The sequence below is a fragment of the Mumia quercus genome, assembly GCF_025506335.1.
Classification (GTDB): domain Bacteria; phylum Actinomycetota; class Actinomycetes; order Propionibacteriales; family Nocardioidaceae; genus Mumia; species Mumia quercus.
This window is the reverse complement of the sequence record NZ_JANZYO010000002.1, coordinates 621,776-641,310: the sequence shown is the minus strand read 5'-3', so window position 1 is coordinate 641,310 and position 19,535 is coordinate 621,776. Positions and strand designations below refer to the sequence as shown.

Sequence of the window (19,535 nt, the reverse complement as noted above, 5' to 3'; positions counted from 1 at the left end):
TGCTCCTCATCGTTCGGGGGGCAGAAACGTAGCACGAAAACTTGTTCATCTTCAAAATTGATGAAGCGGTTTTGCGTCCGGTCTGCCGTGACTCGTGTTCGGCGACGAGATACGTACCCAGACATGAAGTTGTTCATGCATGCGAACTGTGACCGCATATGGTGGAGGGGCTGGCGAAAGAGAAGGGGGCTCGATGACGCCATTGGAAGGTCTGAGCGTGCGGGACGTCGCCGCACGACTCGGCGTGCCGTCCGCGACGCTGAGGACATGGGAGCGCCGGTACGGGTTGGTGCCTTCAGGGCGTAGCGCGGGCGGCCATCGGCGTTACTCGGAGGCCGACATCGGCAGGCTCGCCGTCGTGGCGCGCCTCGTCGCGGACGGCATGCCGGTGCACGCCGCCGTCGCGGCGATCCGCAGCGACCCGGACGTGTCGCCCGCCGGAGTCGGGCGCGCCGTCGAGCACATCAGCGGCGACCTCGTGTCTGTGCTGCTCGCGGCAGCCGCACGCCGAGACGGCGTCACCGTGCGCCGGCACGTCGACCGGGTGATCGTCCAGCGCGGGGTCGTCCGCGCGTGGGACGAGGTGCTGGTCCCGCTCCTGCAGTCCGTGGGGGAGCGGTGGCGCGAGGCGTCCTTCGGCATCGCCGGAGAACACCTGACGTCCGAGATGATCTCGACCTCGCTGCGTATGGCCGCCGTCCGCGCCTCTCGGAGGATCCCCGGATCCGAGCCGTCCCGGGTGGTGCTGTCGAACGCCGAGGAGGAGCAGCACGGGCTGCCGCTGCTGGCGCTCGAGGCCGCGCTGGCCGAGGCGGGGATCGGGTGCCACTCGTTCGGTGCCCGCGTGCCGTCGCGCACCCTGGCCGACGAGATTGGCTGGAGTCGCCCCGACGTCGTCTTCGTCTGGGCGTCGATGCGCCGGCCCGACCTCGGCGTGCTGGACACGCTCGAGGTCGAGGGTCACCGACCCGCGCTGGTCCTGCTCGGGGGGCCGGGCTGGTCGAAGCTGGACCTCTCGTCGATCGACGACGTGCCGGTGGAACGGACGACAGACCTCAGCGACGCAGTAGCCCGCATCGGCGAGCTCGTCGGCACGCGCTGAGGGTTCGGCGGCGGCCCCTCAGCGCTGCGTGCGCTCGCGCAGCCAGGCGCGCAGGGACTCGGCGACCTCGTCGCTGGGCAACTCCTCGGTGTCGGCGGTCACCCCGGCTTCCTGCGAGTCCTCCGGCGCGACCGATCGCGGCGCGGTCGGGTCGATCTGCCAGGTGATACCGAACGAGGGGGACGTGACGACCTCCGTCACGGCGGTGAGGTCAGGCTCGTACGGCTGGCCGGAGGTGATGCTCGCAGCCTCTTCCGAGCCGCCCTTGCTCCGGAACATCCCCATGGCGCGCTCTCCTCAGCATCCGCGTTCGGTCCGACCCCCAGCGTACGGCGAACAGGCGGTAGGCCCCAGCCTTGTCCGCCTGATGCGCCATCGGTACTGTCACGGTGAGCCACGACACAATGGAGGACACATGGCCAAGCTCGCCGCCCTCACCGGCACCGCAATCGCTGCGACCGGAGCCGCCCACTTCGTCACGCCGAAGACGTTCGAGCCGATCTCCGCAGCGGCGTTCCCGCAGGACACCGCCGCGTGGATCAAGCGCAACGGTGCGACCGAGGTGGCGATCGGTCTGGGTCTGCTGTCGCGCCGTACCCGCAAGCTCGCGACGGTCGGCCTCCTCGCGTACGCCGGATTCCTCGGCAGCCGCATCGCGGCCAACAAGAGCCGCTGACCCCGGCCCGTACGACCTGCCGTCAGCCGCACCCGACACAGGTGCGCGCGGCAGGTCGTACGGCAAGCCGCTCTGCGGGGATCTTGCGTCCGCAACGCTCGCACACGCCATAGGTTCCGTCAGCGGCGCGTTCGACTGCGGCGACGAGCTGCTCGCGCTCACGCTCCAGCCGGGCGATCAACGCCGCGACCTGCTCGCGCTCCCAGGCGATCGTCGCGCCCTCGGGATCATGCTCGTCGTCGGCGTTCGAGGACTCCGCCGCGGCGACGATGGCCGCGTGGTCACGCCGAAGCGCAGCCAGCTGGTCGTCGACCCTGGCCAGGCGCGCGGAGATCGGAGCGGTGTCCACGGCGAGATCAGCGCGCGCCCGCGCAGTGCTATTCCGTCTCGACCGGCGGAACCGGGCGTACCGGGTCACGATGGGCCGGGAAGACGAGGCGCCTGACCAGGGAGCGAGCGATGCCGAGCACAGCGGACGTCATGATCGAGACCCTCAAGTCAGCCGGCGTGAGGCGCGTGTACGGGCTTCCGGGCGACTCGCTCAACGCCTTCACCGACGCGCTGCGCAGGGACGGGACTCTCGACTGGGTCCACGTCCGGCACGAGGAGGTGGCCGCCCTCGCCGCCGCGGCCGACGCGCACCTGACCGGCGAGCTCGCGGTCGTCGCGGCGAGCTGCGGACCGGGCAACCTGCATCTCATCAACGGCCTGTACGACGCGCAGCGCAGCCGGGTGCCGGTCGTCGCGATCGCCTCGCACATCCCGAGCGTCGAGATCGGCAGCGGCTACTTCCAGGAGACGCATCCGCAGGAGCTCTTCCGCGAGTGCTCGGTGTACTGCGAGATGGCGAGCATCCCCGAGCAGCTTCCCCGGATCCTCGAGGTCGCGATGCGGTCGGCGATCTCCGAGCGCGGCGTCGCCGTCGTGGTGGTCCCCGGGGACGTCATGCAGGCCGAGGCCGCCGGGCGGCGTCCCCCGAAGCGCATCGAGTCGACGCGGGCGCTCGTCGTCCCCGCCAACACCGACCTCCTGCGGGCGGCGGCGATCCTCGACGGCGCGGAGCGGGTGACGATCCTCGCCGGCGCCGGGTGTGCCGGCGCTCACGACGAGCTGGTCGGCGTCGCCGAGGCGCTGAAGGCTCCGATCGTGCACGCGATGCGCGGCAAGGAGTACGTCGAGTACGACAATCCGTACGACGTCGGGATGACCGGGCTCCTCGGCTTCTCGTCGGGCTACCGCGCGATGGAGGCGTGCGACGCGCTGCTGGTGCTCGGCAGCGACTTCCCCTACCCGCAGTTCTATCCCGATCACGCGACGGTGGTGCAGGTCGACGTGCGGGGGTCGCAGCTGGGGCGCCGCACTCCGGTCGACCTGGGCCTGGTGGGGGACGTACGCGAGACCCTGCGGGCGCTCACCCCGCTCCTCAACCCGCGCTCCGACGACGCGCACCTGCAGAAGATGGTCGGCCACTACGCCAAGACGCGGCGCGAGCTGGACGAGCTCGCTGCGCCGGGCAAGGCGGGCCCGCTCCACCCGCAGTACGTGGCGAAGACGGTCTCCGACCTGGCCGGCGAGGACGCCGTCTTCACCTGCGACGTCGGCACGCCTGTGATCTGGACCGCCCGCTACGTCGAGATGAACGGGCGACGCTCCCTGGTCGGGTCCTTCACCCACGGCACGATGGCGAACGCCCTCGGGCACGCGATCGGTGCGCAGGTCGCGTACCCCGACCGCCAAGTCGTCGCGCTCTGCGGAGACGGCGGGCTCTCGATGCTGCTCGGCGACATGATCACGCTCGTCCAGCAGCAGCTGCCGGTGAAGCTCGTCGTCTTCAACAACACCTCCCTCGCCTTCGTCGAGCTGGAGATGAAGGCCGCGGGGATCGTCAACTTCGGCACCGAGCTGGTGAACCCCAGCTTCGCGGCGGTCGCGCGCGCGATGGGGATGCACGGTGAGCGCGTCGAACAGCCCGACCGGCTCCCGCACGCGATCTCCGAGGCGCTGGAGGCGCCGGGGCCGGCACTCGTCGAGGTGATGGTCGCGCGGCAGGAGCTGTCGATCCCACCGAGCGTGACGGCCGCACAGGCGAAGGGGTTCACCCTGTACGCCCTGCGGACCGTCCTCAACGGTCGGGGCGACGAAGTCGTGGAGCTGGCGAAGACGAACGTCTTCCGGAGGTTCCGCGACCGCTGAGCGGACTCAGCGGGACGCGTGCTCCCGCTTGAGGGCGACGACGCGTCCGGCCGCCTCCTCGACGCGGGTGCGGAACGCGGAGTCCTTCTCCGCCTCGGCGACCACCGCGTCGGTCATCTCGGCCATGTGGCCAGGATCGATCGCGAGCACCAGGTCGCCACCCGCCCGGAGGAAGTCGAGCGCACGACGCGCCGGCGGGCGGTCCGTCACCTGGCGTGCTGCCGACAGGTCGTCGGAGATGACGACGCCGTCGAAGCCCAACCGCTCGCGCAGGAGCCCGGTGACGACCGGGCGCGAGAACGCGGCGGACTCACGCGGATCGATCTTGTCGTAGTAGGCGGTGGACATCATGACGACCTTCGCGTCTGCGGCGATCGCCGCGCGGAACGGCTCCAGGTACGGGTCCGTCGCGGTCGTCTCGGTGTCGCGCACCCCGCTCGTCGTGTCGGTGTTGGCCGTCACCCGTCCGAGTCCGGGGAAGTGCTTGACGGTCCCGATGACGCCGGCCGCCTCCATGCCGGCGAGGAACGCGAGCCCGTGCGAGGTGACCTTCGCCGGGGAGAACCCGAACTGGCGGTCGAAGTAGCCGATCGGTGCGTTGCGGTCGGCGAAGGCCGGGCTCGGCACGGTGTCGAGGACCGGGGCCAGGTTGAGGTCGACGCCGGCGGCACGCAGTTCGCGTCCCCACGCGGTCGCCCGCTGGGTCAGCGTCGTCGCTGACCAGCTGCCCTGGGTCGTCGTACGAGGGATGTCGCTGAAGCCGCGACCGCGCAGGACCTGGACCAGCCCGCCCTCCTGGTCGGTGGCGACCAGGAGAGGGAGGCCTCCGGTTGCCGGGCCCTCAGCACGGCGCAGCGTACGGACGGTGTCGGCGGTCGCCTCGACCCCCGTGGTGCCGCGACCCCGCAGCATCACGTTGCCCACGTGGTGGCGGGTGAGGGCGGCCACCGTGTCGCTGCCGACGGCGTCGGGCTCGGTCGCCGTCATGAAGACCTGGCCGACCAGGACGGGCAACGACAGCGTGCCCAGGTCGGCGGCGTCGGTGGTCGGCGGGGACGTGGCCGGTGCCGGGGAAGTGGCGGCCTCCGTGGCGCGCGAAGGGGTCGCCTCGGCGGTGCGGTCAGCGGACGACGCCGGGCCCCGGGAGGCGTCGGAGCAGCCGGCGAGGACGACGACCATGGACGCGCTCACGGCGATCCGGCGGGAGAGGGGGGATCGGATCATCGGGGTCCAGGGTAGTGGGCACGCGCGTACAATCACGCACGAGTGGACCCTCCACGTGCAGTTCCATGTAAACGGCGGACCAATTCGGTCCGAAGCGGCCATACTGCCATGGAGTGCTCGGGAAGGAGTGAGGATGGACGCGTCGATCCCGCCCGCCCACGCCGCCCGCCTCACGACCGCGCTGGCAGGCATCCGCGCTGGTGACAGCGCCTCCGCCGTCGGCGCCATGAAGAACCTCCTCCGCGACCTCGGCCGTGAGCCGTCCGAGGTCCGCGCGGTCACCGAGTACGTCCTGGCGCTCGCCGCGCTCCAGCAGGGAGCGACCGGGCAGGCCGCCCGCGCCGCTGCGGCATGCCAGGCGGTGGGGCTCGCGCTGGGGGAGCCCGGTTGGGTCGCCATCGGGTGCGCGACCCGTGCGCTCGCGGTGCTCCACGACAACCGTCCCGCCGATGCCGTCGCCGACCTCGTGCGTGCGGAGTACGAGCTCCGCAGCTCCTGCTCGGACGGGTTGCGAGCGTGGGCCCACAGCCAGGTCGGGCAGGGCTACGAGAAGTTCGGCCTCTTCGAGCTGGCGGTGCCGCACTACGAGGCCGCGATGGGTATCGAGGACCGTGTCCTCGACCTCGCCGGCTCGCGGGCCATCGACGCGCGCAACCTGGCCACGGTGAACTACCACTGGTCCAAGGAGCTCGACATGCTCATGGAGCCCGAGCTCGAGGGCGAGATCGAGCGCAGGCGTGCCGAGGTGGTGCGCTGGGCCGAGCGGTCGCTGGCGCTGGCGGACTCCGAGCACGTGGAGGGCTCGGTGTTCCCTCTGGCGCGCTACCTCCGCGCGGCTGCTGCGTGGCCCACGGACCCGGCGCGCTGGATCGGCGAGCTGCACGTCTGCCGGAGCAACCTCGGTGAGACCTCGTACGCCGGGTTCGAGATGGAGGCCACGGCGCTGCTCGCGGTGGCGTACGTGGAGGTCGGCGAGATCGCCGACGCCCAGCGCGAGGCGCGGCGCGCCCTGATCCGGCTCGACGGTGTCGAGGACCTCAACGTGCAGCGGTACGTCCGGTGGGCGACGCTGCGCGTCGCCGACGCCATGGGCTACCCGTCGGCCGGGGCGGGACTCGGCTACGGCCGCAGCATCGCCTGGGCCTGGCGGCAGCAGCACCACAGCGACCTGGAGATGATGCGGGCGGCGATCGCAGGGTACGAGCGTGCGCGTGCCCACGAGGCGGCGGTGCAGGCCGCGCGCGAGGACGCCCTCACCGGGCTCGGCAACCGGCGCGCGTTCGACGAGTGGATCACCGAGGCCGGCACGACCGGCGCCGACGTCAGTCTCGTCCTCGTTGACGTCGACCGCCTCAAGAAGCTCAACGACACCCATGGCCACGCCGTCGGCGACGGCGCGCTGCGGGCCGTCGCCGACCTCGTACGTGCCAACATCCGCACCGGTGACCGGGCCGCCCGCATCGGGGGCGACGAGTTCGCGATCGTGCTCGCCTCCGCCGACCCGGTCGAGGCCCAGATCGTGATGGACCGCCTGCAGCTCGCCGCGACGGTCGCCATCCTCCCGACGTCGGTCGGGCAGAGCGGCATCGGGCTCAGCATGGGGGTCGCCTCGACGAGCGAGGGACTGTCCGCGGACGCACTCTTCGCTGTCGCCGACGCGCGGATGTACGAGGACAAGCGCCGCCGCGCCGGCGCCGTCGCCTGACCTCCGGCCCTGCCGTTCGCCGCAGGCCCCCACGCAGACTCCGTGCCCCACCGGAAACCTTCGGTGGGGCACGTACGCTCCGTGGGGCCCAACGGAAAGTGGAGGCGTCGGACAACCCCGATGTCGCGAGTAAGGGTACGTATGACTATTATGTGTTCTGGTCAACGTGACACTTACTGAGGGGGAGAGCGGTGGACGGCATCGACGTCGCGGTCTCGACGGTGATCTTCGCGCTGCGGCACGACCCCGCGAAGGACTGCACCTCGCTCTGGATGCCCCTCGTCCGCCGCGTGCGTGAGCCGTACGCAGGACGGTGGGCGCTGCCCGGTGGCCCCGTCCGCCGCGACGAGGACCTCGCCGACACGGCACGCCGCACGCTCGTCGAGACGACGGCGCTGAGCCCGACGTACCTGGAGCAGCTCTACACCTTCGGGCAGGTGGAGCGCTCCGCCCGGTCGGCTCCAGGACCGCGCGTCATCTCCGTCGTCTACTGGGCCCTCGTCCGCCCGGAGGAGGCCGAGCGCGGGATCGAGGACGAGAACGTCGCGTGGCACCCCGCCGACAGCCCTCCCGAGCTCGCCTTCGACCACAGCACGATCGTGTCGTACGCGCTGTGGCGCCTGCGGACCAAGATGGAGTACTCCCGGATCGCGCAGGCGTTCCTGGGGGAGACCTTCACGCTCGCCCAGCTCCGTCAGGTGTACGAGGTCGTCCTGCAACGCACCCTCGACCCGGCGAACTTCCGCCGGCAGGTCGAGTCGAGCGGCGACGTCGAGCCCACCGGCGAGTACCTCGTCGGCGGCCGCCACCGCCCGCCCAAGCTCTATCGCCACCGCGAGGCCAACGACCTCGCCGACAACGGACCCCTCACGGGCCTCTGAGACTCCTCCAGGAAGGCACCACCATGACCTCTGTCGACATCGTCGTCCGCAGCGCCCCCGGCGCCACCTGCGCGCCTGACCTGGCTGACGGCCCGTGGACGTTCGACCTCGCGCCCCCGTCGTACGGGCCCGGCGCCTCGATGGCCGACACCATCCCCGCCGACGCGCCACGACAGGGCAGCCTGCCGGCGGCGTACACGCAGATGTCGGCCGAGGAGCTCGACGCGCGGATCCGTGCGGCGAAGGCGACCCTCGGCGACCGGCTCGTCGTGCTCGGACACTTCTACCAGCGCGACGAGGTCGTGAAGCACGCCGACTTCGTCGGAGACTCCTTCCAGCTGGCCAACGCCGCGCTCACCCGCCCCGACGCCGAGGCGATCGTCTTCTGCGGCGTCCACTTCATGGCGGAGACGGCCGACATCCTGTCGCGGCCCGAGCAGACCGTGATCCTCCCCAACCTCGCCGCAGGCTGCTCGATGGCCGACATGGCCGACATCGACTCGGTCGAGCAGTGCTGGTCCGAGCTCGAGGAGATCTACGGCACCGAGCCGGACGCCGACGGCAAGGTCCCGGTGATCCCCGTGACCTACATGAACTCCTCGGCCGCCCTGAAGGGCTTCTGCGGCGACCACGGCGGCATCGTGTGCACGTCGTCCAACGCGGAGACCGTGCTGCGCTGGGCCTTCGAGCGCGCGCACCGCGTGCTGTTCTTCCCTGACCAGCACCTCGGCCGCAACACCGCCAAGGCGATGGGCGTCGGTCTCGACGCGATGCCGATGTGGAACCCCCGCAAGCCGCTCGGCGGTAACGACGCGCAGACGCTGCAGGACGCCAAGGTGCTGCTGTGGCACGGCTTCTGCTCGGTCCACAAGCGGTTCACGGTCGCGCAGATCGAGAAGGCGCGCGCCGAGCACCCCGACGTCCGCGTGATCGTCCACCCCGAGTGCCCGATGCCGGTCGTCGACGCGGCCGACGAGGCCGGCTCGACCGACTACATCCGCAAGGCCGTGGAAGCGGCGCCGGCCGGGACGACGTTCGCGATCGGCACCGAGATCAACCTCGTCAACCGGCTCGCTGCGGAGCACCCGGAGCACACGATCTTCTGCCTCGACCCGGTCGTCTGCCCCTGCTCGACGATGTACCGCATCCACCCCGGCTACCTCGCCTGGGTGCTCGAGGGACTGGTCGAGGGGCGCGTCGAGAACCAGATCACCGTCGATCCCGCCGTCGCCGCCGGAGCCCGCGTGGCGCTCGAGCGGATGCTGGCCGCACGTCCGCCGGAGCGCGCATGACCACGCCGGCGCGCCGCCTGAAGGTCGTCGTCGTCGGCGCCGGCATCGCCGGACTGACCACGGCCCTCGAGGCGAGCGCCCAGCACGACGTGGTCCTCGTGACCAAGGGACCGCTCACGGAGTCCACCACGCAGTACGCCCAGGGCGGCGTCGCCGTCGTCCTCGACCCCGCGGCGCGACCTGGCGTCGAGGACTCGGTCGCAGCCCACGTCGCCGACACCGTCTCCGCCGGTGCCGGTCTCGTCGACCGCGACGCCGCCGAGGCCGTGTGCGGCGGCGGTCCTGACGCTGTCGCCGGGCTCGTCGCGTGGGGCGCCCGCTTCGACCGTGTGGACGGTCGGTTCGCGCTCGGGCTCGAGGCGGCGCACTCCGCGCCCCGCATCCTGCACGCCACGGGCGACGCCACGGGCGCCGAGCTCGTCCGCTCCCTCGTGGCGCGGCTGCGCGCGAGCGACGTGGAGGTCCGGGAGCACACCTTCGTCACCGACCTCGTCCTGAGCCAGGGTGCCGTCACGGGGGTCACGACCCTCGGGGAGCCGGGCAGCCCGCCGCGTACGCTCGCCGCCGATGTCGTCGTGCTCGCCACCGGCGGAGCGGGACAGCTCTACGCGCACACCACGAACCCGGCGGTCGCCACGGCCGACGGCCTCGCCCTCGCCGCACGGGCAGGCGCGGTCGTGGGCGACCTCGAGATGGTCCAGTTCCACCCGACGCGGCTCGCCGTCACCGGCGGCGGGCTCATCTCGGAGGCCGTACGCGGTGAGGGGGCCGTCCTCCGCGACGCGCGCGGGCACCGGTTCATGCGCGATGTGCACCCTGACGCCGAGCTGGCGCCGCGCGACGTCGTCGCCCGCGAGATCGCCCGGGTCATGCGCGAGCAGGACGGCGAGCCCATCCTGCTCGACGCGACCGCGCTCGGCGCCGACTTCCTGGCACGTCGCTTCCCGGGTCTGGACGCCCGCAGCCGCGCCCACGGTCTGCGCTGGGGGAGCGAGCCGATCCCCGTCACGCCCGCCGCGCACTATTACATGGGCGGCGTGCGCACCGATCTCGACGGACGCACGACCGTGGCGGGCCTGTTCGCCGTCGGCGAGGTCGCCTGCACCGGCCTCCACGGCGCGAACCGCCTCGCCTCCAACTCTCTGCTCGAGGGCGCCGTCATGGCGCGCAGGTGCGCGGCCGCGCTCGGCACCGAGCCTGCCGCGCCGTGGGACGGCGAGCCCGTCCCGTACGAGAGCGCGGGGGAGCGCGCCACCGCGGAGCCGGTGGACCGTGCGCGGCTCCAGACGGCGATGTGGGAAGGCGCCGGCCTCGTCCGCGACGCCGACGGCCTGTCCGCGACGGCCGAGACGCTCACGACCTGGCGGCCCGCCGTCGACGGCACCCCGGCGTCGTACGAGGACGCCCATCTCCTCGAGGTCGCCCGGCTCGTCGTCACGGCGGCGCTCGCGCGCGAGGAGTCGCGCGGCGCCCACTTCCGGGCCGACCACCCCGACCGCGATCCCGCCTACGACCGGCACCTGTGGTGGGTGCGCAAGGGAGGACCCTCATGCTGACCGAGTCGCACGTCCGCGCGACCGTGGCCGCCGCCCTCGAGGAGGACGCGCCGTGGGGCGACCTCACCGGCGAGGCCCTCGTGCCCGCCGAGGCTCGCGCGTCAGCGGTGCTCGTCGCCCGCGAGGACGGCGTCCTGGCCGGCGCCGCGGTGGCGGAGGTCGCCTTCCACGAGGTCGACCCCGCCACCGACGTCCAGCTGCTCCTGCACGACGGTGACCTCCTGAAGGAGGGGGCGGTCGTGGCGACGGTCGAGGGGGCTGCCCGCGCCGTCCTGCGTGCCGAGCGGGTGGCGCTCAACTTCGTCCAACGGATGTCGGGCATCGCGACCCAGACCCGGGCGTACGTCGACGCCGTCGCCGGCACCGGGGTGCGCATCGTCGACACCCGCAAGACCACGCCCGGGCTGCGCGCCTTCGAGCGGCACGCGGTCGTGTGCGGCGGCGGCCGCAACCACCGGTTCTCGCTCTCCGACGCCGTCATGGCCAAGGACAACCACCTGGCCGTCCTCGGCGACGACCCCGCGCGCATCACCGCCGCGCTGCGAGACGCGCGCGAGCGCCTTCCGCACACCGTCCACCTGGAGGTGGAGGTCGACCGGCTGGACCAGATCGACGCGGTGCTCGCCGCCGGGGTCGACACGATCATGCTCGACAACTTCTCGCTCGCGGACCTGCGGGCCGGTGTGGCGGCCATCGCCGGGCGAGCCCTCGTCGAGGCCAGCGGCGGGATCACGCTGGACGGGATCCGGGAGGTCGCCGAGACCGGGGTCGACCTCATCTCCGTCGGTGCGCTGACCCACTCCGCCCGAGCGCTGGACCTCGGGCTGGACGTCGAGGTGGCAGGCTGACGTGCGGTACCTGGACGCGGCGGCGACCACGCCCGTACGTCGTGAGGTGCTGGAGGCCATGTGGCCGTACCTCACGGGGGAGTTCGGCAACGCCTCGAGCCACCACGGGCTCGGGGAAGCCGCCGCCCGGGCCCTGACGGGGGCACGCGAGCAGGTCGCGTCCGCCCTCGGCGCCCGCCCGTCGGAGATCGTCTTCACCGCCGGCGGCACGGAGGCTGACAACCTCGCGGTCAAGGGCCTGGCGCTGGCTCGGCCCCGCGGCCGGGTCGTCGTCACCTCGGTCGTCGAGCACCCCGCCGTCCTGGAGGCGTGCGACTACCTCGAGCGGTTCCACGGCTTCCGGATCCACCGGCTCGGGGTCGACGCCGATGGGGTGGTCGACCTCGCCGAGGCCGAGCAGGTCGTCGACGACGACACCACGCTGGTCTCCGTCATGCTCGCGAACAACGAGATCGGCACCGTCCAGCCGGTCGCCGAGCTCGCCGCGATCGCTCGCCGCGCGGGCGCGCTGGTCCACACCGACGCCGTCCAAGCGGTGGGGTCGCTCCCTGTCGACACCGCACAGCTCGGGGTGGACGCGCTCTCGCTGAGCGGCCACAAGCTCGGTGCGCCGAAGGGGACGGGCGCGTTGTGGCTGCGTCGCGGCGTCGCCCTGGAGCCGCTCGTGCACGGCGGCGGTCAGGAAGGCGGCCGTCGGTCCGGGACGGAGAACGTGGCCGGCGCCGTCGGTCTCGCGACCGCGCTGCAGACGGTCACCGGTCCCGAGCGGCCCGGTGAGCGGGCGGCGCTGGCCGCTGCCCGAGACGCCTTCGTCCGCGAGGTGCTCGCCGGTGTGCCGGGCGCCCTCCTCACGGGCCACCCTGAGCAGCGCCTGCCCGGGCACGCGTCCTTCTGCCTGCCTGGTACGTCCGGCGAGGCCGTCCTGCTCACGCTCGAGCAGGAGCACGGCATCGTCTGCTCCAGCGGGTCGGCCTGTGCCGCCGGGTCCGACGAGGCCTCCGACGTGCTGCTCGCGCTGGGCCTGGAGCCCGCCGTGGCGCAGACGGCCGTCCGGTTCGTCGGGTCGACGGCGGCCGACTTCGCGGGCGCCGCACCCGCGGTCGTACACGCAGTGACAACGGTGCGTGCACTCGCCGGTTGACCGGCTGAGACCGGGTTGCTCGTGTTGCGTCCGAGACCATCCTGTTACCGTCTCGATATCAGACCGAGACCAAATGTGAGCGGGGTCACAGCCACCCGCTGCGATCGCTGAGATCCCGGGGTCGGCCGACCTGGACGACTGTCCATGTACGTCTTGGGCGGGCTTGGGTCCGTTTGTGGGCTTGCGTCCGTCGTGTCTATGGTGGCCCGCGGCCTCTCGAAGGCCCCCACAACTCCATACGGAGCGGCCGAGGACGCGACCTCGCCGCCCTGACAACTGCACAACGTGTGCGGGGAACGCCGAGTCCTGCCCGCCCGTACACGCCCCCGTCACCGACACACACCGACGGGCAGGAGCGGAGGAACCATTTCTGCACGAAGACCGTCCGCGGTCATGCGTGCTCGGGGTGAAGCCCGCAAGGGCAGGGCCATCCTTCGGCCCTAATCCGACAGCTCACTTCGCAGGCGTGGAAGGGAATCCCTCATGCTCGCGAACCCCCGGATGCGCCTCGTCGCGCTGCCCATCGCCCTGCTCGCTGCGTTCCTCATGGTGCTCTCCAGCGCCGGTCAGTCCCAGGCCGCCCCCGCCAAGGCGTCGGCCTCGACGACCAAGACCGCAGCTGCCACCTCCGCCGCGGCCAAGACCGTGACGGCCACGAAGACCCGCAAGGCCAAGCGTCTCGCCGCCAAGAAGCGTCGTGCCGCCCGCATCAGCAAGGCCACCCGCGTGGCCGCCCGCCAGAAGGGCGACCCGTACCGCTACGGCGCCAGCGGCCCCGGCGCGTTCGACTGCTCGGGCCTGACCTCGTACTCGTTCCGCAAGGCCGGCGTGAAGCTGCCGCGCACCGCGCACACGCAGTACCGCCACGTCCGCAAGATCAAGAAGAAGAACGTCCGCAAGGGTGACCTCGTCTTCTTCGGCGGCTCGCGCAAGTACCACGTGGGCATCTACTGGGGCAAGGGCCGCATCCTCCACGCGCCCTACTCCGGCAGCCGTGTGAAGGTCGAGCGGATCTGGACCAAGGGCTGGTCCGCCGGCACCGTCCGCCTCCGCGGCTGACGCTCGTCACCTCGACACAGCAGGGCCGGTGCCACGTGTGGCACCGGCCCTGCTCCACCATGGGAGCATGCCCGTGAGCACCTACCTCCGCGCGACCGCTCGCGCCACCGCCGCCCTCGCCGCGCTCGTCCTCGTCGCCGCGTGCTCGAGCTCGAGCGAGCCGGAGCCGAAGCCCACGCCCCAGTCACCCGACGCGAGCCGTGACGCCGCGACGCTGGTCCGCGCCAACCCGTTCACCGGGAAGGCTGCCCCGAAGGGCCTCCCGGACCACCCCGCCTTCCTCGTCAAGATCGAGAACACCTCCGCCGGCGCCCCGCAGTACGGGCTCTCGGAGGCCGACATGGTCGTCGAGGAGCTCGTCGAGGGCGGGCTCACCCGTCTCGCGGCGTTCTTCTACTCCCAGACGCCGGACAAGGTCGGGCACGTGCGGTCCACCCGGACGACCGACATCGCGCTGGTGAAGCCGACCGGCGGCCACCTCATCGCGTCCGGCGGCGCTCGGGTCGCGATCCGCAAGATCAAGTCGGCGGGTGTCGACTTCCACAGCGAGGACACCCGCAACCTCACGCTCTCGAAGGACCCCTCCAAGCGTGCCCCGTACGACCGGCTCCTCGACCTCGAGGCGTACGCGAAGGAGCACACGTCCGACGATGCGAAGATCCCCCCGCCGTACCTCTCGTTCGGCGCGACGCCGACTGCGGCGAAGGCCAAGGCGACGTCGTTCGACGTGCGCTTCTCGCGCAGCACCGCGACGCGCTGGCGGTACGCCGACGGTCGCTACGTCCGCGTCAACGGTCACGCGCAGAAGGGCAAGGACTTCGCTCCCGACACGGTGCTGGTGCTCTTCACCCGGCAGGCCGACGCGGGCTACCGCGACCCGGCGGGCAACCCTGTCCCAGAGACGGTCTTCACCGGGAAGGGCAAGGCCGTCGTGTTCCACGGCGGCACGCGGCTCAACGCCCGCTGGAGCAAGAAGAGCGCGGGTGCTCCGCTGCAGCTGGCCGCTGGCGGCAAGCCCGTCGTGCTCGAGCCGGGGAAGGTCTTCATCGAGCTCGTCCCGCAGGGCGCCGGCGGCATCTCCGTCCGGGGCTGAGCGAGCGACGGCACACCCTCAGACCTGGGCCTCGGGCGCTCCTGCGGCCTAGAGTCGATGTCAGAGAACGGCCCCACCTGACGGTCCCTCCCTCCAGCGTCAGGTGGGGCCGTCGTCTGTCCGTGCTCAGGTCTGAGGCGTCTGCTCCGCGAGCGCGGCGAGCTCCTCGCCGAGCGCCTCGTCGATGGCGTGCGCCAGCTCGTCACGGAACACCGCGACCACCGCCTGCGCCGCCACCGGCAGCAGGTTGGCGATGGAGGTGACCACCGTCGTCCACTCGTCCTCCGGCATCCCGCGCTGGGCGAACGGCTGCCAGATGTCGTGGCGGACCCGGGCGACGAGGTCGTCGGCGACCGCACGCAACGGCTCCGAGAGCGCGGGCAGGAGGTCGAGGACGGTCTCGGGCGACAGGCCCATCGCGATCGCGGACACGCCGGCCCGGACGACGTCGGGGCGGTAGACCTCCAAGGTGTCGTCGTCGACCACCTTGACGAGCCCTGCCTCGACCATCCGGTCGACGACGTCGGTGCCGGGCGCGATGCCGGTCAGGGCGACCAGGCTGCTGCGCGACATCATCTCGGGCTCCTGCTCGCGCGCGAGCGGCGAGTCGAGCACACCGATCAGGTCGAGCGCGTAGTCGGCGGTCGCCGCCGGCTTGTCCTGGAGCGCCTTCTCGACCGCCTGCAGGGTGTAGCCGCGGTCGAGGAGCGTCCGGACCAGCTTGAGCTGGTTGACGTGCGCCTGCTGGTAGTAGCCGGTCCGGCCCTCCAGTCGCGGGGGGTCAAGGAGCCCTCGGCTCGCGTAGGCGCGGACGTTGCGTACGGTCATCCCCACGCGCGCCGCGAGCTCGTCGACGGTGAGCTCGCCCTCGTGTTCGGTGTCGGCCATCTCGTCCTCGTGGCTGGGTCAACGGTTCCGTCATCCTACGGCCTCGCCGCCCGCGTTCTGGCGTGGCACGGCGTACGCTGAGAAGGCAGCGAGGACGGCGTGAGGAGGCCCTGATGACCGAGCAAGAGCCTGCCGAAACTCCCGACGTGTCGCCGCGCCACCGCTCGTACCGCGGTCGGCTGCTGGTTGCCACGCCCCTGCTGAGCGCCGGTCCCTTCTTCCGGGCCGTCGTGGCGGTGCTCGACCACGACGCCGGGGGTGCGCTCGGCGTGATCCTGAACCAGCCGCTCGACGCCGCCGTCTCCGACGTCCTTCCCGAGTGGTCGAACCTCGTGTCGAGCCCGTCCGCGGTGTTCTCCGGCGGACCGGTCTCCACCGACTCCGCGCTCGCCATCGGCGTCATGGCCTCGGCTGTGGCCGACCCGCCGGACGGCTGGCGCGAGATGTACGACCGTGTGGGACTCGTCGACCTCGACGTCCCGGCCACGGGGACGCACGTCGGCCTGCGTGGTGTGCGGGTCTTCGCGGGGTACGCCGGGTGGAGCCCAGGGCAACTCGAGGGTGAGATCGCCGAGGGGTCGTGGGTCGTGGTGGACGGGTTCGCGGAGGACCTGCTCTCCCCGAACCCCGAGGCGCTGTGGCGCGACGTGCTCCGTCGGCAGGGCGGGGATCTCGCGATGCTCTCGACCTTCCCCGACGATCCCCAGATGAACTGAGCCGTCCCCAGCGGCGTGTCGACGGGCTGGGTCAGCCGACCCTGCTGACGTAGACTGCCGAGGTGTCCACCACCTTCAGCCCCGGAGCCCAGACGTCCGAGGACGTCCGTACGCAGCCGCGTCTCGACGACGGTGACCACGAGCGCTTCTCGCACTACGTGCCGAAGGACAAGCTCACCGAGGCGATGATCGAGGGCACCCCCGTGGTGGCGCTCTGCGGCAAGGTGTGGGTGCCCAGCCGCGATCCCCAGCGCTTCCCGGTCTGCCCTGAGTGCAAGGAGATCTGGGCCACTCTGAACCCCGGCGACGCCGGTGGCGATGACTGAGCGCGGCCGACGTCGTGGGCTTCCGCTTCTGCTGACCGTTCTCGCGGCCAGCGGCGGCCTGCTCCTGAGCGGCTCGGTCGTGGCGGCCTCCGCGGCGCCGTCGCCGTCGAGCGGGCAGACGGCCTCCCCGGCGCTCGACGACTGTGAGCCGGGCGACACCGAGACCCTGGGAGCCCGCACGCTGAAGGGCCTCGACGGCGTCGTGCGCGGGCCGGAGCCCTCGGCGGCGACCGCCGAGGCGTACGAGCGCGACCTTGCGCGCCGTGTGGCAGCCGGTGAGGCACGTCTCGCCCCCGGCGCGCGCGGTGACGGCCCCCGCCGCATCACGGTGCCGGTGTACGTCCACGTGCTGAAGCCGTCGACCAAGGCCAAGGCCGTCAGCCGCGCGAAGATCCGCCGCCAGATGAAGGTGATGAACCGCGCGTACGCCGGCAAGCAGTGGAGCAAGGCGCGCAGCACCCGGTTCCGCTTCAAGGTCAAGAAGGTCGACACGACGGTCAACCGCTCCTGGTACTACGCGACGCTCGGCTCGAAGGCCTCCCGCGAGATGCGCAAGACGCTCCACCGTGGCAAGCGTCGGGCGCTCAACCTCTACATCGGCGCGCCGACCGAGCGTGGCGGCCTCCAGCTCCTCGGCTACGCCACCTTCCCGCAGCGGGCCAAGAAGAAGCTCACGCTCGACGGCGTCGTGATCCACAAGGACTCGATGCCCGGCGGTCGGTTCCGCGGCTACAACAAGGGCGACACCGCCGTCCACGAGACCGGGCACTGGCTGGGGCTCTACCACACCTTCCACGGGGCCTGCGGCAAGAAGGGCGACCGCGTCGCCGACACGCCCTCCGAGCGCGTGCCGAGCTTCGAGTGCCCACGCGGCCGCGACACGTGCCCCTCTCCGGGTGTCGACCCGATCCACAACTTCATGGACTACTCGTACGACCGGTGCATGCACCACTTCACTCCTGGTCAGATCGACCGGATGCGCAAGCTCTGGCGGGTGTATCGCCGCTGATGACCGGGGCCGCGCATCTCCCACCGGCCTATCCCGACCGCGCAGCCTGGGGCACCGCTCCCAAGCTGCGCGCGTGGCAGGCTGAGGCACTCAAGCTCTACGGCGAGCAGAACCCGCGGGACTTCCTCGCGGTCGCGACCCCGGGAGCCGGCAAGACCACCTTCGCGCTGACGGTGGCCGCCCGGCTGCTCGAGGCGCGCGTCGTCGAACGCATCATCGTCGTCGCACCGACCGACCACCTCAAGACGCAGTGGGCGGAGGCCGGTCAGCGGGCCGGGATCCCTCTCGACCCGTCGTTCAACGGCCGCAGCGGCGCGATGGCGTCGGACTACCGCGGCTTCGCGCTGACCTACGCCGGTGTCGCGACGAACCCGACCGCGTACCGGCTGCGGACCGAGCGCTTCCGCACCCTCGTGATCCTCGACGAGGTCCACCACGCCGGAGACGCGCTGTCGTGGGGCGAGGCGGTCCGCGAGGCCTTCGAGCCCGCGACGCGTCGCCTCGCGCTGACCGGCACGCCGTTCCGTTCCGACACCAACCCGATCCCGTTCGTCACCTACGCCCCCGGCGCCGACGGGATCGGCCGCAGCGTCGCCGACTACTCGTACGGGTACGCCGAGGCGCTCGCCGACGGCGTCGTCCGTCCGGTGCTGTTCATGGCGTACTCCGGCGACCTGCGCTGGCGTACGCGCGCCGGCGACGAGGTCGCGGCACGCCTCGGCGAGCCGATGACGAAGGACCTCACCGCGCAGGCGCTCCGGACGGCCCTCGACCCGAGCGGCTCGTGGATCCCGTCTGTCCTCGCGGCTGCGGACAAGAGGCTGTCGGAGGTGCGTCGCCACGTGCCCGACGCCGGCGGCCTCGTGATCGCGAGCGACCAGGGCACCGCCCGGGCGTACGCCAAGATCCTGCGCGAGATCACCGGCACCGGTCCGGCGGTCGTCCTCTCCGACGAGAAGGAGTCCAGCGCTCGGATCAGCGCGTTCGCCGACTCCGACGAGCGGTGGATGGTCGCGGTCCGCATGGTCAGCGAGGGTGTCGACGTGCCCCGGCTCGCCGTCGGCGTGTACGCCACGCGTACCTCGACGCCTCTCTTCTTCGCCCAGGCCGTCGGCCGGTTCGTCCGGGCGAGGCGTCGCGGCGAGACCGCGACCGTGTTCGTCCCCAGCGTGCCGCGCGTCCTCGGGCTCGCCTCCGAGATGGAGGTCCAGCGCGACCACGTCCTCGGTCGTGCCGACACCGACCCGGACGACCCGTCGGCGCTCGACGACGCGCTCCTCGCCGCGGCGCAGGCGACCGAGACCGAGGGCGACCTCGAGGAGTTCTCGTTCGAGGCGCTCGGCAGCGAGGCCTCTTTCGACCGCGTCCTGTACGACGGGGGCGAGTTCGGTCACGAAGGCGAGGTCGCCGTCGGCTCGGAGGAGGAGATGGACTTCCTCGGGATCCCCGGCCTGCTCGAGCCCGACCAGGTCCGCGAGCTGCTGCGCCACGCCCGCTCTCGGCGGGCAGGGCGCACGTCCGGGGCCGAGACGTCGCAGGCGGCACCTGAGGCCGAGTCCTCTCCCGAGGCAGGCCTCGCGCCCGGCCCGACCGTGCACGAGCCGACCGCCCACGAGCTGCGGGCGATGCTGCGCCGCGAGCTCAACGGGCTGGTCGGCGCCTGGCACCACCGGACGGGCCAGCCGCACGGGGTGACGCACAACCGCCTGCGCGAGGTGTGCGGAGGGCCGCCGGCGGCGAGCGCGTCCGCCGAGGACCTGCGCGCACGGATCGACAAGATCCGCGAATGGGCCAGCAAGCCGTCGGCCTGACGACGTAGTGTTCCC

Annotated in this window: 19 protein-coding genes and 1 riboswitch; of the genes, 15 read left to right on the top strand and 4 right to left on the bottom strand. The window is 72.1% G+C overall.

Annotated elements, in window-relative coordinates; genetic code table 11:
* Positions 1–217 precede the first annotated feature (217 nt).
* The gene (locus tag NYZ95_RS06520) at positions 218–1,102 is read left to right on the top strand and encodes a MerR family transcriptional regulator (protein WP_262849912.1); all 885 of its coding nucleotides are present in this window, start codon (positions 218–220) and stop codon (positions 1,100–1,102) included.
* A gap of 18 nt (positions 1,103–1,120) precedes the next feature.
* Here the strand turns inward: NYZ95_RS06520 and NYZ95_RS06515 are convergent, their stop codons facing one another.
* Positions 1,121–1,387 carry a hypothetical protein gene (locus tag NYZ95_RS06515; protein ID WP_262849910.1) on the bottom strand — a complete coding sequence of 89 codons (267 nt, stop codon included), beginning with the start codon at positions 1,385–1,387 and terminating at the stop codon, positions 1,121–1,123.
* A gap of 130 nt (positions 1,388–1,517) precedes the next feature.
* On the opposite strand from NYZ95_RS06515, the gene NYZ95_RS06510 reads away from it, so the two are divergent.
* Positions 1,518–1,778 carry a DoxX-related protein gene (locus NYZ95_RS06510; protein ID WP_262849908.1) on the top strand — a complete coding sequence of 87 codons (261 nt, stop codon included), beginning with the start codon at positions 1,518–1,520 and terminating at the stop codon, positions 1,776–1,778.
* Between the two features lie 22 nt (positions 1,779–1,800).
* Here the strand turns inward: NYZ95_RS06510 and NYZ95_RS06505 are convergent, their stop codons facing one another.
* Positions 1,801–2,127, bottom strand: a complete 327-nt coding sequence (locus tag NYZ95_RS06505) for a TraR/DksA C4-type zinc finger protein (RefSeq protein ID WP_262849906.1) — start codon at positions 2,125–2,127, stop codon at positions 1,801–1,803.
* Positions 2,128–2,237: 110 nt separating this feature from the next.
* Between NYZ95_RS06505 and poxB the strand changes: the two genes are divergently transcribed.
* The gene (gene poxB, locus NYZ95_RS06500) at positions 2,238–3,971 is read left to right on the top strand and encodes a ubiquinone-dependent pyruvate dehydrogenase (protein WP_262849904.1); all 1,734 of its coding nucleotides are present in this window, start codon (positions 2,238–2,240) and stop codon (positions 3,969–3,971) included.
* Positions 3,972–3,977: 6 nt separating this feature from the next.
* Here the strand turns inward: poxB and NYZ95_RS06495 are convergent, their stop codons facing one another.
* The gene (locus NYZ95_RS06495) at positions 3,978–5,195 is read right to left on the bottom strand and encodes a glycoside hydrolase family 3 N-terminal domain-containing protein (RefSeq protein WP_262849902.1); all 1,218 of its coding nucleotides are present in this window, start codon (positions 5,193–5,195) and stop codon (positions 3,978–3,980) included.
* Positions 5,196–5,328: 133 nt separating this feature from the next.
* Here NYZ95_RS06495 and NYZ95_RS06490 point away from each other — a divergent pair, with 133 nt between their 5' ends.
* From NYZ95_RS06490 to NYZ95_RS06455, 8 genes are all read left to right on the top strand, one after another.
* Positions 5,329–6,900 (top strand): GGDEF domain-containing protein, encoded by a 1,572-nt coding sequence (locus NYZ95_RS06490; protein ID WP_262849900.1) that lies wholly within the window; start codon positions 5,329–5,331, stop codon positions 6,898–6,900.
* A 191-nt stretch (positions 6,901–7,091) separates the two neighbouring features.
* Positions 7,092–7,781, top strand: coding sequence for an NUDIX hydrolase (locus NYZ95_RS06485; RefSeq protein ID WP_262849898.1), 690 nt, complete (start codon positions 7,092–7,094; stop codon positions 7,779–7,781).
* Positions 7,782–7,804: 23 nt separating this feature from the next.
* Complete coding sequence (gene nadA / locus NYZ95_RS06480; protein WP_262849896.1) at positions 7,805–9,073, top strand: quinolinate synthase NadA; 1,269 nt, start codon at positions 7,805–7,807, stop codon at positions 9,071–9,073.
* Positions 9,070–10,629 (top strand): L-aspartate oxidase, encoded by a 1,560-nt coding sequence (nadB, locus tag NYZ95_RS06475; RefSeq protein WP_262849894.1) that lies wholly within the window; start codon positions 9,070–9,072, stop codon positions 10,627–10,629. Before nadA ends, nadB begins: the two co-directional genes overlap by 4 nt.
* Positions 10,623–11,477 (top strand): carboxylating nicotinate-nucleotide diphosphorylase, encoded by an 855-nt coding sequence (gene nadC / locus NYZ95_RS06470; protein ID WP_262849892.1) that lies wholly within the window; start codon positions 10,623–10,625, stop codon positions 11,475–11,477. Before nadB ends, nadC begins: the two co-directional genes overlap by 7 nt.
* 1 nt (position 11,478) lies before the next feature.
* Positions 11,479–12,618 carry a cysteine desulfurase family protein gene (locus NYZ95_RS06465; RefSeq protein ID WP_262849890.1) on the top strand — a complete coding sequence of 380 codons (1,140 nt, stop codon included), beginning with the start codon at positions 11,479–11,481 and terminating at the stop codon, positions 12,616–12,618.
* A gap of 330 nt (positions 12,619–12,948) precedes the next feature.
* Positions 12,949–13,100: riboswitch (cyclic di-AMP (ydaO/yuaA leader) on the top strand.
* Position 13,101: 1 nt separating this feature from the next.
* A complete protein-coding gene (locus NYZ95_RS06460; protein ID WP_262849888.1) occupies positions 13,102–13,677 on the top strand; it encodes a C40 family peptidase in 576 nt (191 codons plus the stop codon).
* A gap of 67 nt (positions 13,678–13,744) precedes the next feature.
* Positions 13,745–14,770 carry a DUF3048 domain-containing protein gene (locus NYZ95_RS06455; protein WP_262849886.1) on the top strand — a complete coding sequence of 342 codons (1,026 nt, stop codon included), beginning with the start codon at positions 13,745–13,747 and terminating at the stop codon, positions 14,768–14,770.
* 126 nt (positions 14,771–14,896) lie between these two features.
* On the opposite strand, the gene NYZ95_RS06450 is transcribed toward NYZ95_RS06455, so the two are convergent.
* Entirely contained in the window at positions 14,897–15,658 is a 762-nt protein-coding gene (locus NYZ95_RS06450) for a MerR family transcriptional regulator (protein WP_262849884.1), read from the bottom strand.
* A 113-nt stretch (positions 15,659–15,771) separates the two neighbouring features.
* Here NYZ95_RS06450 and NYZ95_RS06445 point away from each other — a divergent pair, with 113 nt between their 5' ends.
* From NYZ95_RS06445 to NYZ95_RS06430, 4 genes are all read left to right on the top strand, one after another.
* On the top strand, positions 15,772–16,374 hold the full coding sequence (locus NYZ95_RS06445) for a YqgE/AlgH family protein (protein ID WP_262849882.1): 603 nt from the start codon (positions 15,772–15,774) through the stop codon (positions 16,372–16,374).
* Between the two features lie 62 nt (positions 16,375–16,436).
* The gene (locus NYZ95_RS06440; RefSeq protein ID WP_262849880.1) at positions 16,437–16,700 is read left to right on the top strand and encodes a DUF3039 domain-containing protein; all 264 of its coding nucleotides are present in this window, start codon (positions 16,437–16,439) and stop codon (positions 16,698–16,700) included.
* Positions 16,693–17,709, top strand: a complete 1,017-nt coding sequence (locus tag NYZ95_RS06435; RefSeq protein WP_262849878.1) for a zinc metalloprotease — start codon at positions 16,693–16,695, stop codon at positions 17,707–17,709. The genes NYZ95_RS06440 and NYZ95_RS06435 overlap by 8 nt, the downstream gene beginning before the upstream one ends.
* Positions 17,709–19,520, top strand: coding sequence for a DEAD/DEAH box helicase (locus NYZ95_RS06430; protein WP_262849876.1), 1,812 nt, complete (start codon positions 17,709–17,711; stop codon positions 19,518–19,520). The genes NYZ95_RS06435 and NYZ95_RS06430 overlap by 1 nt, the downstream gene beginning before the upstream one ends.
* The last annotated feature ends 15 nt before the right edge of the window (positions 19,521–19,535 follow it).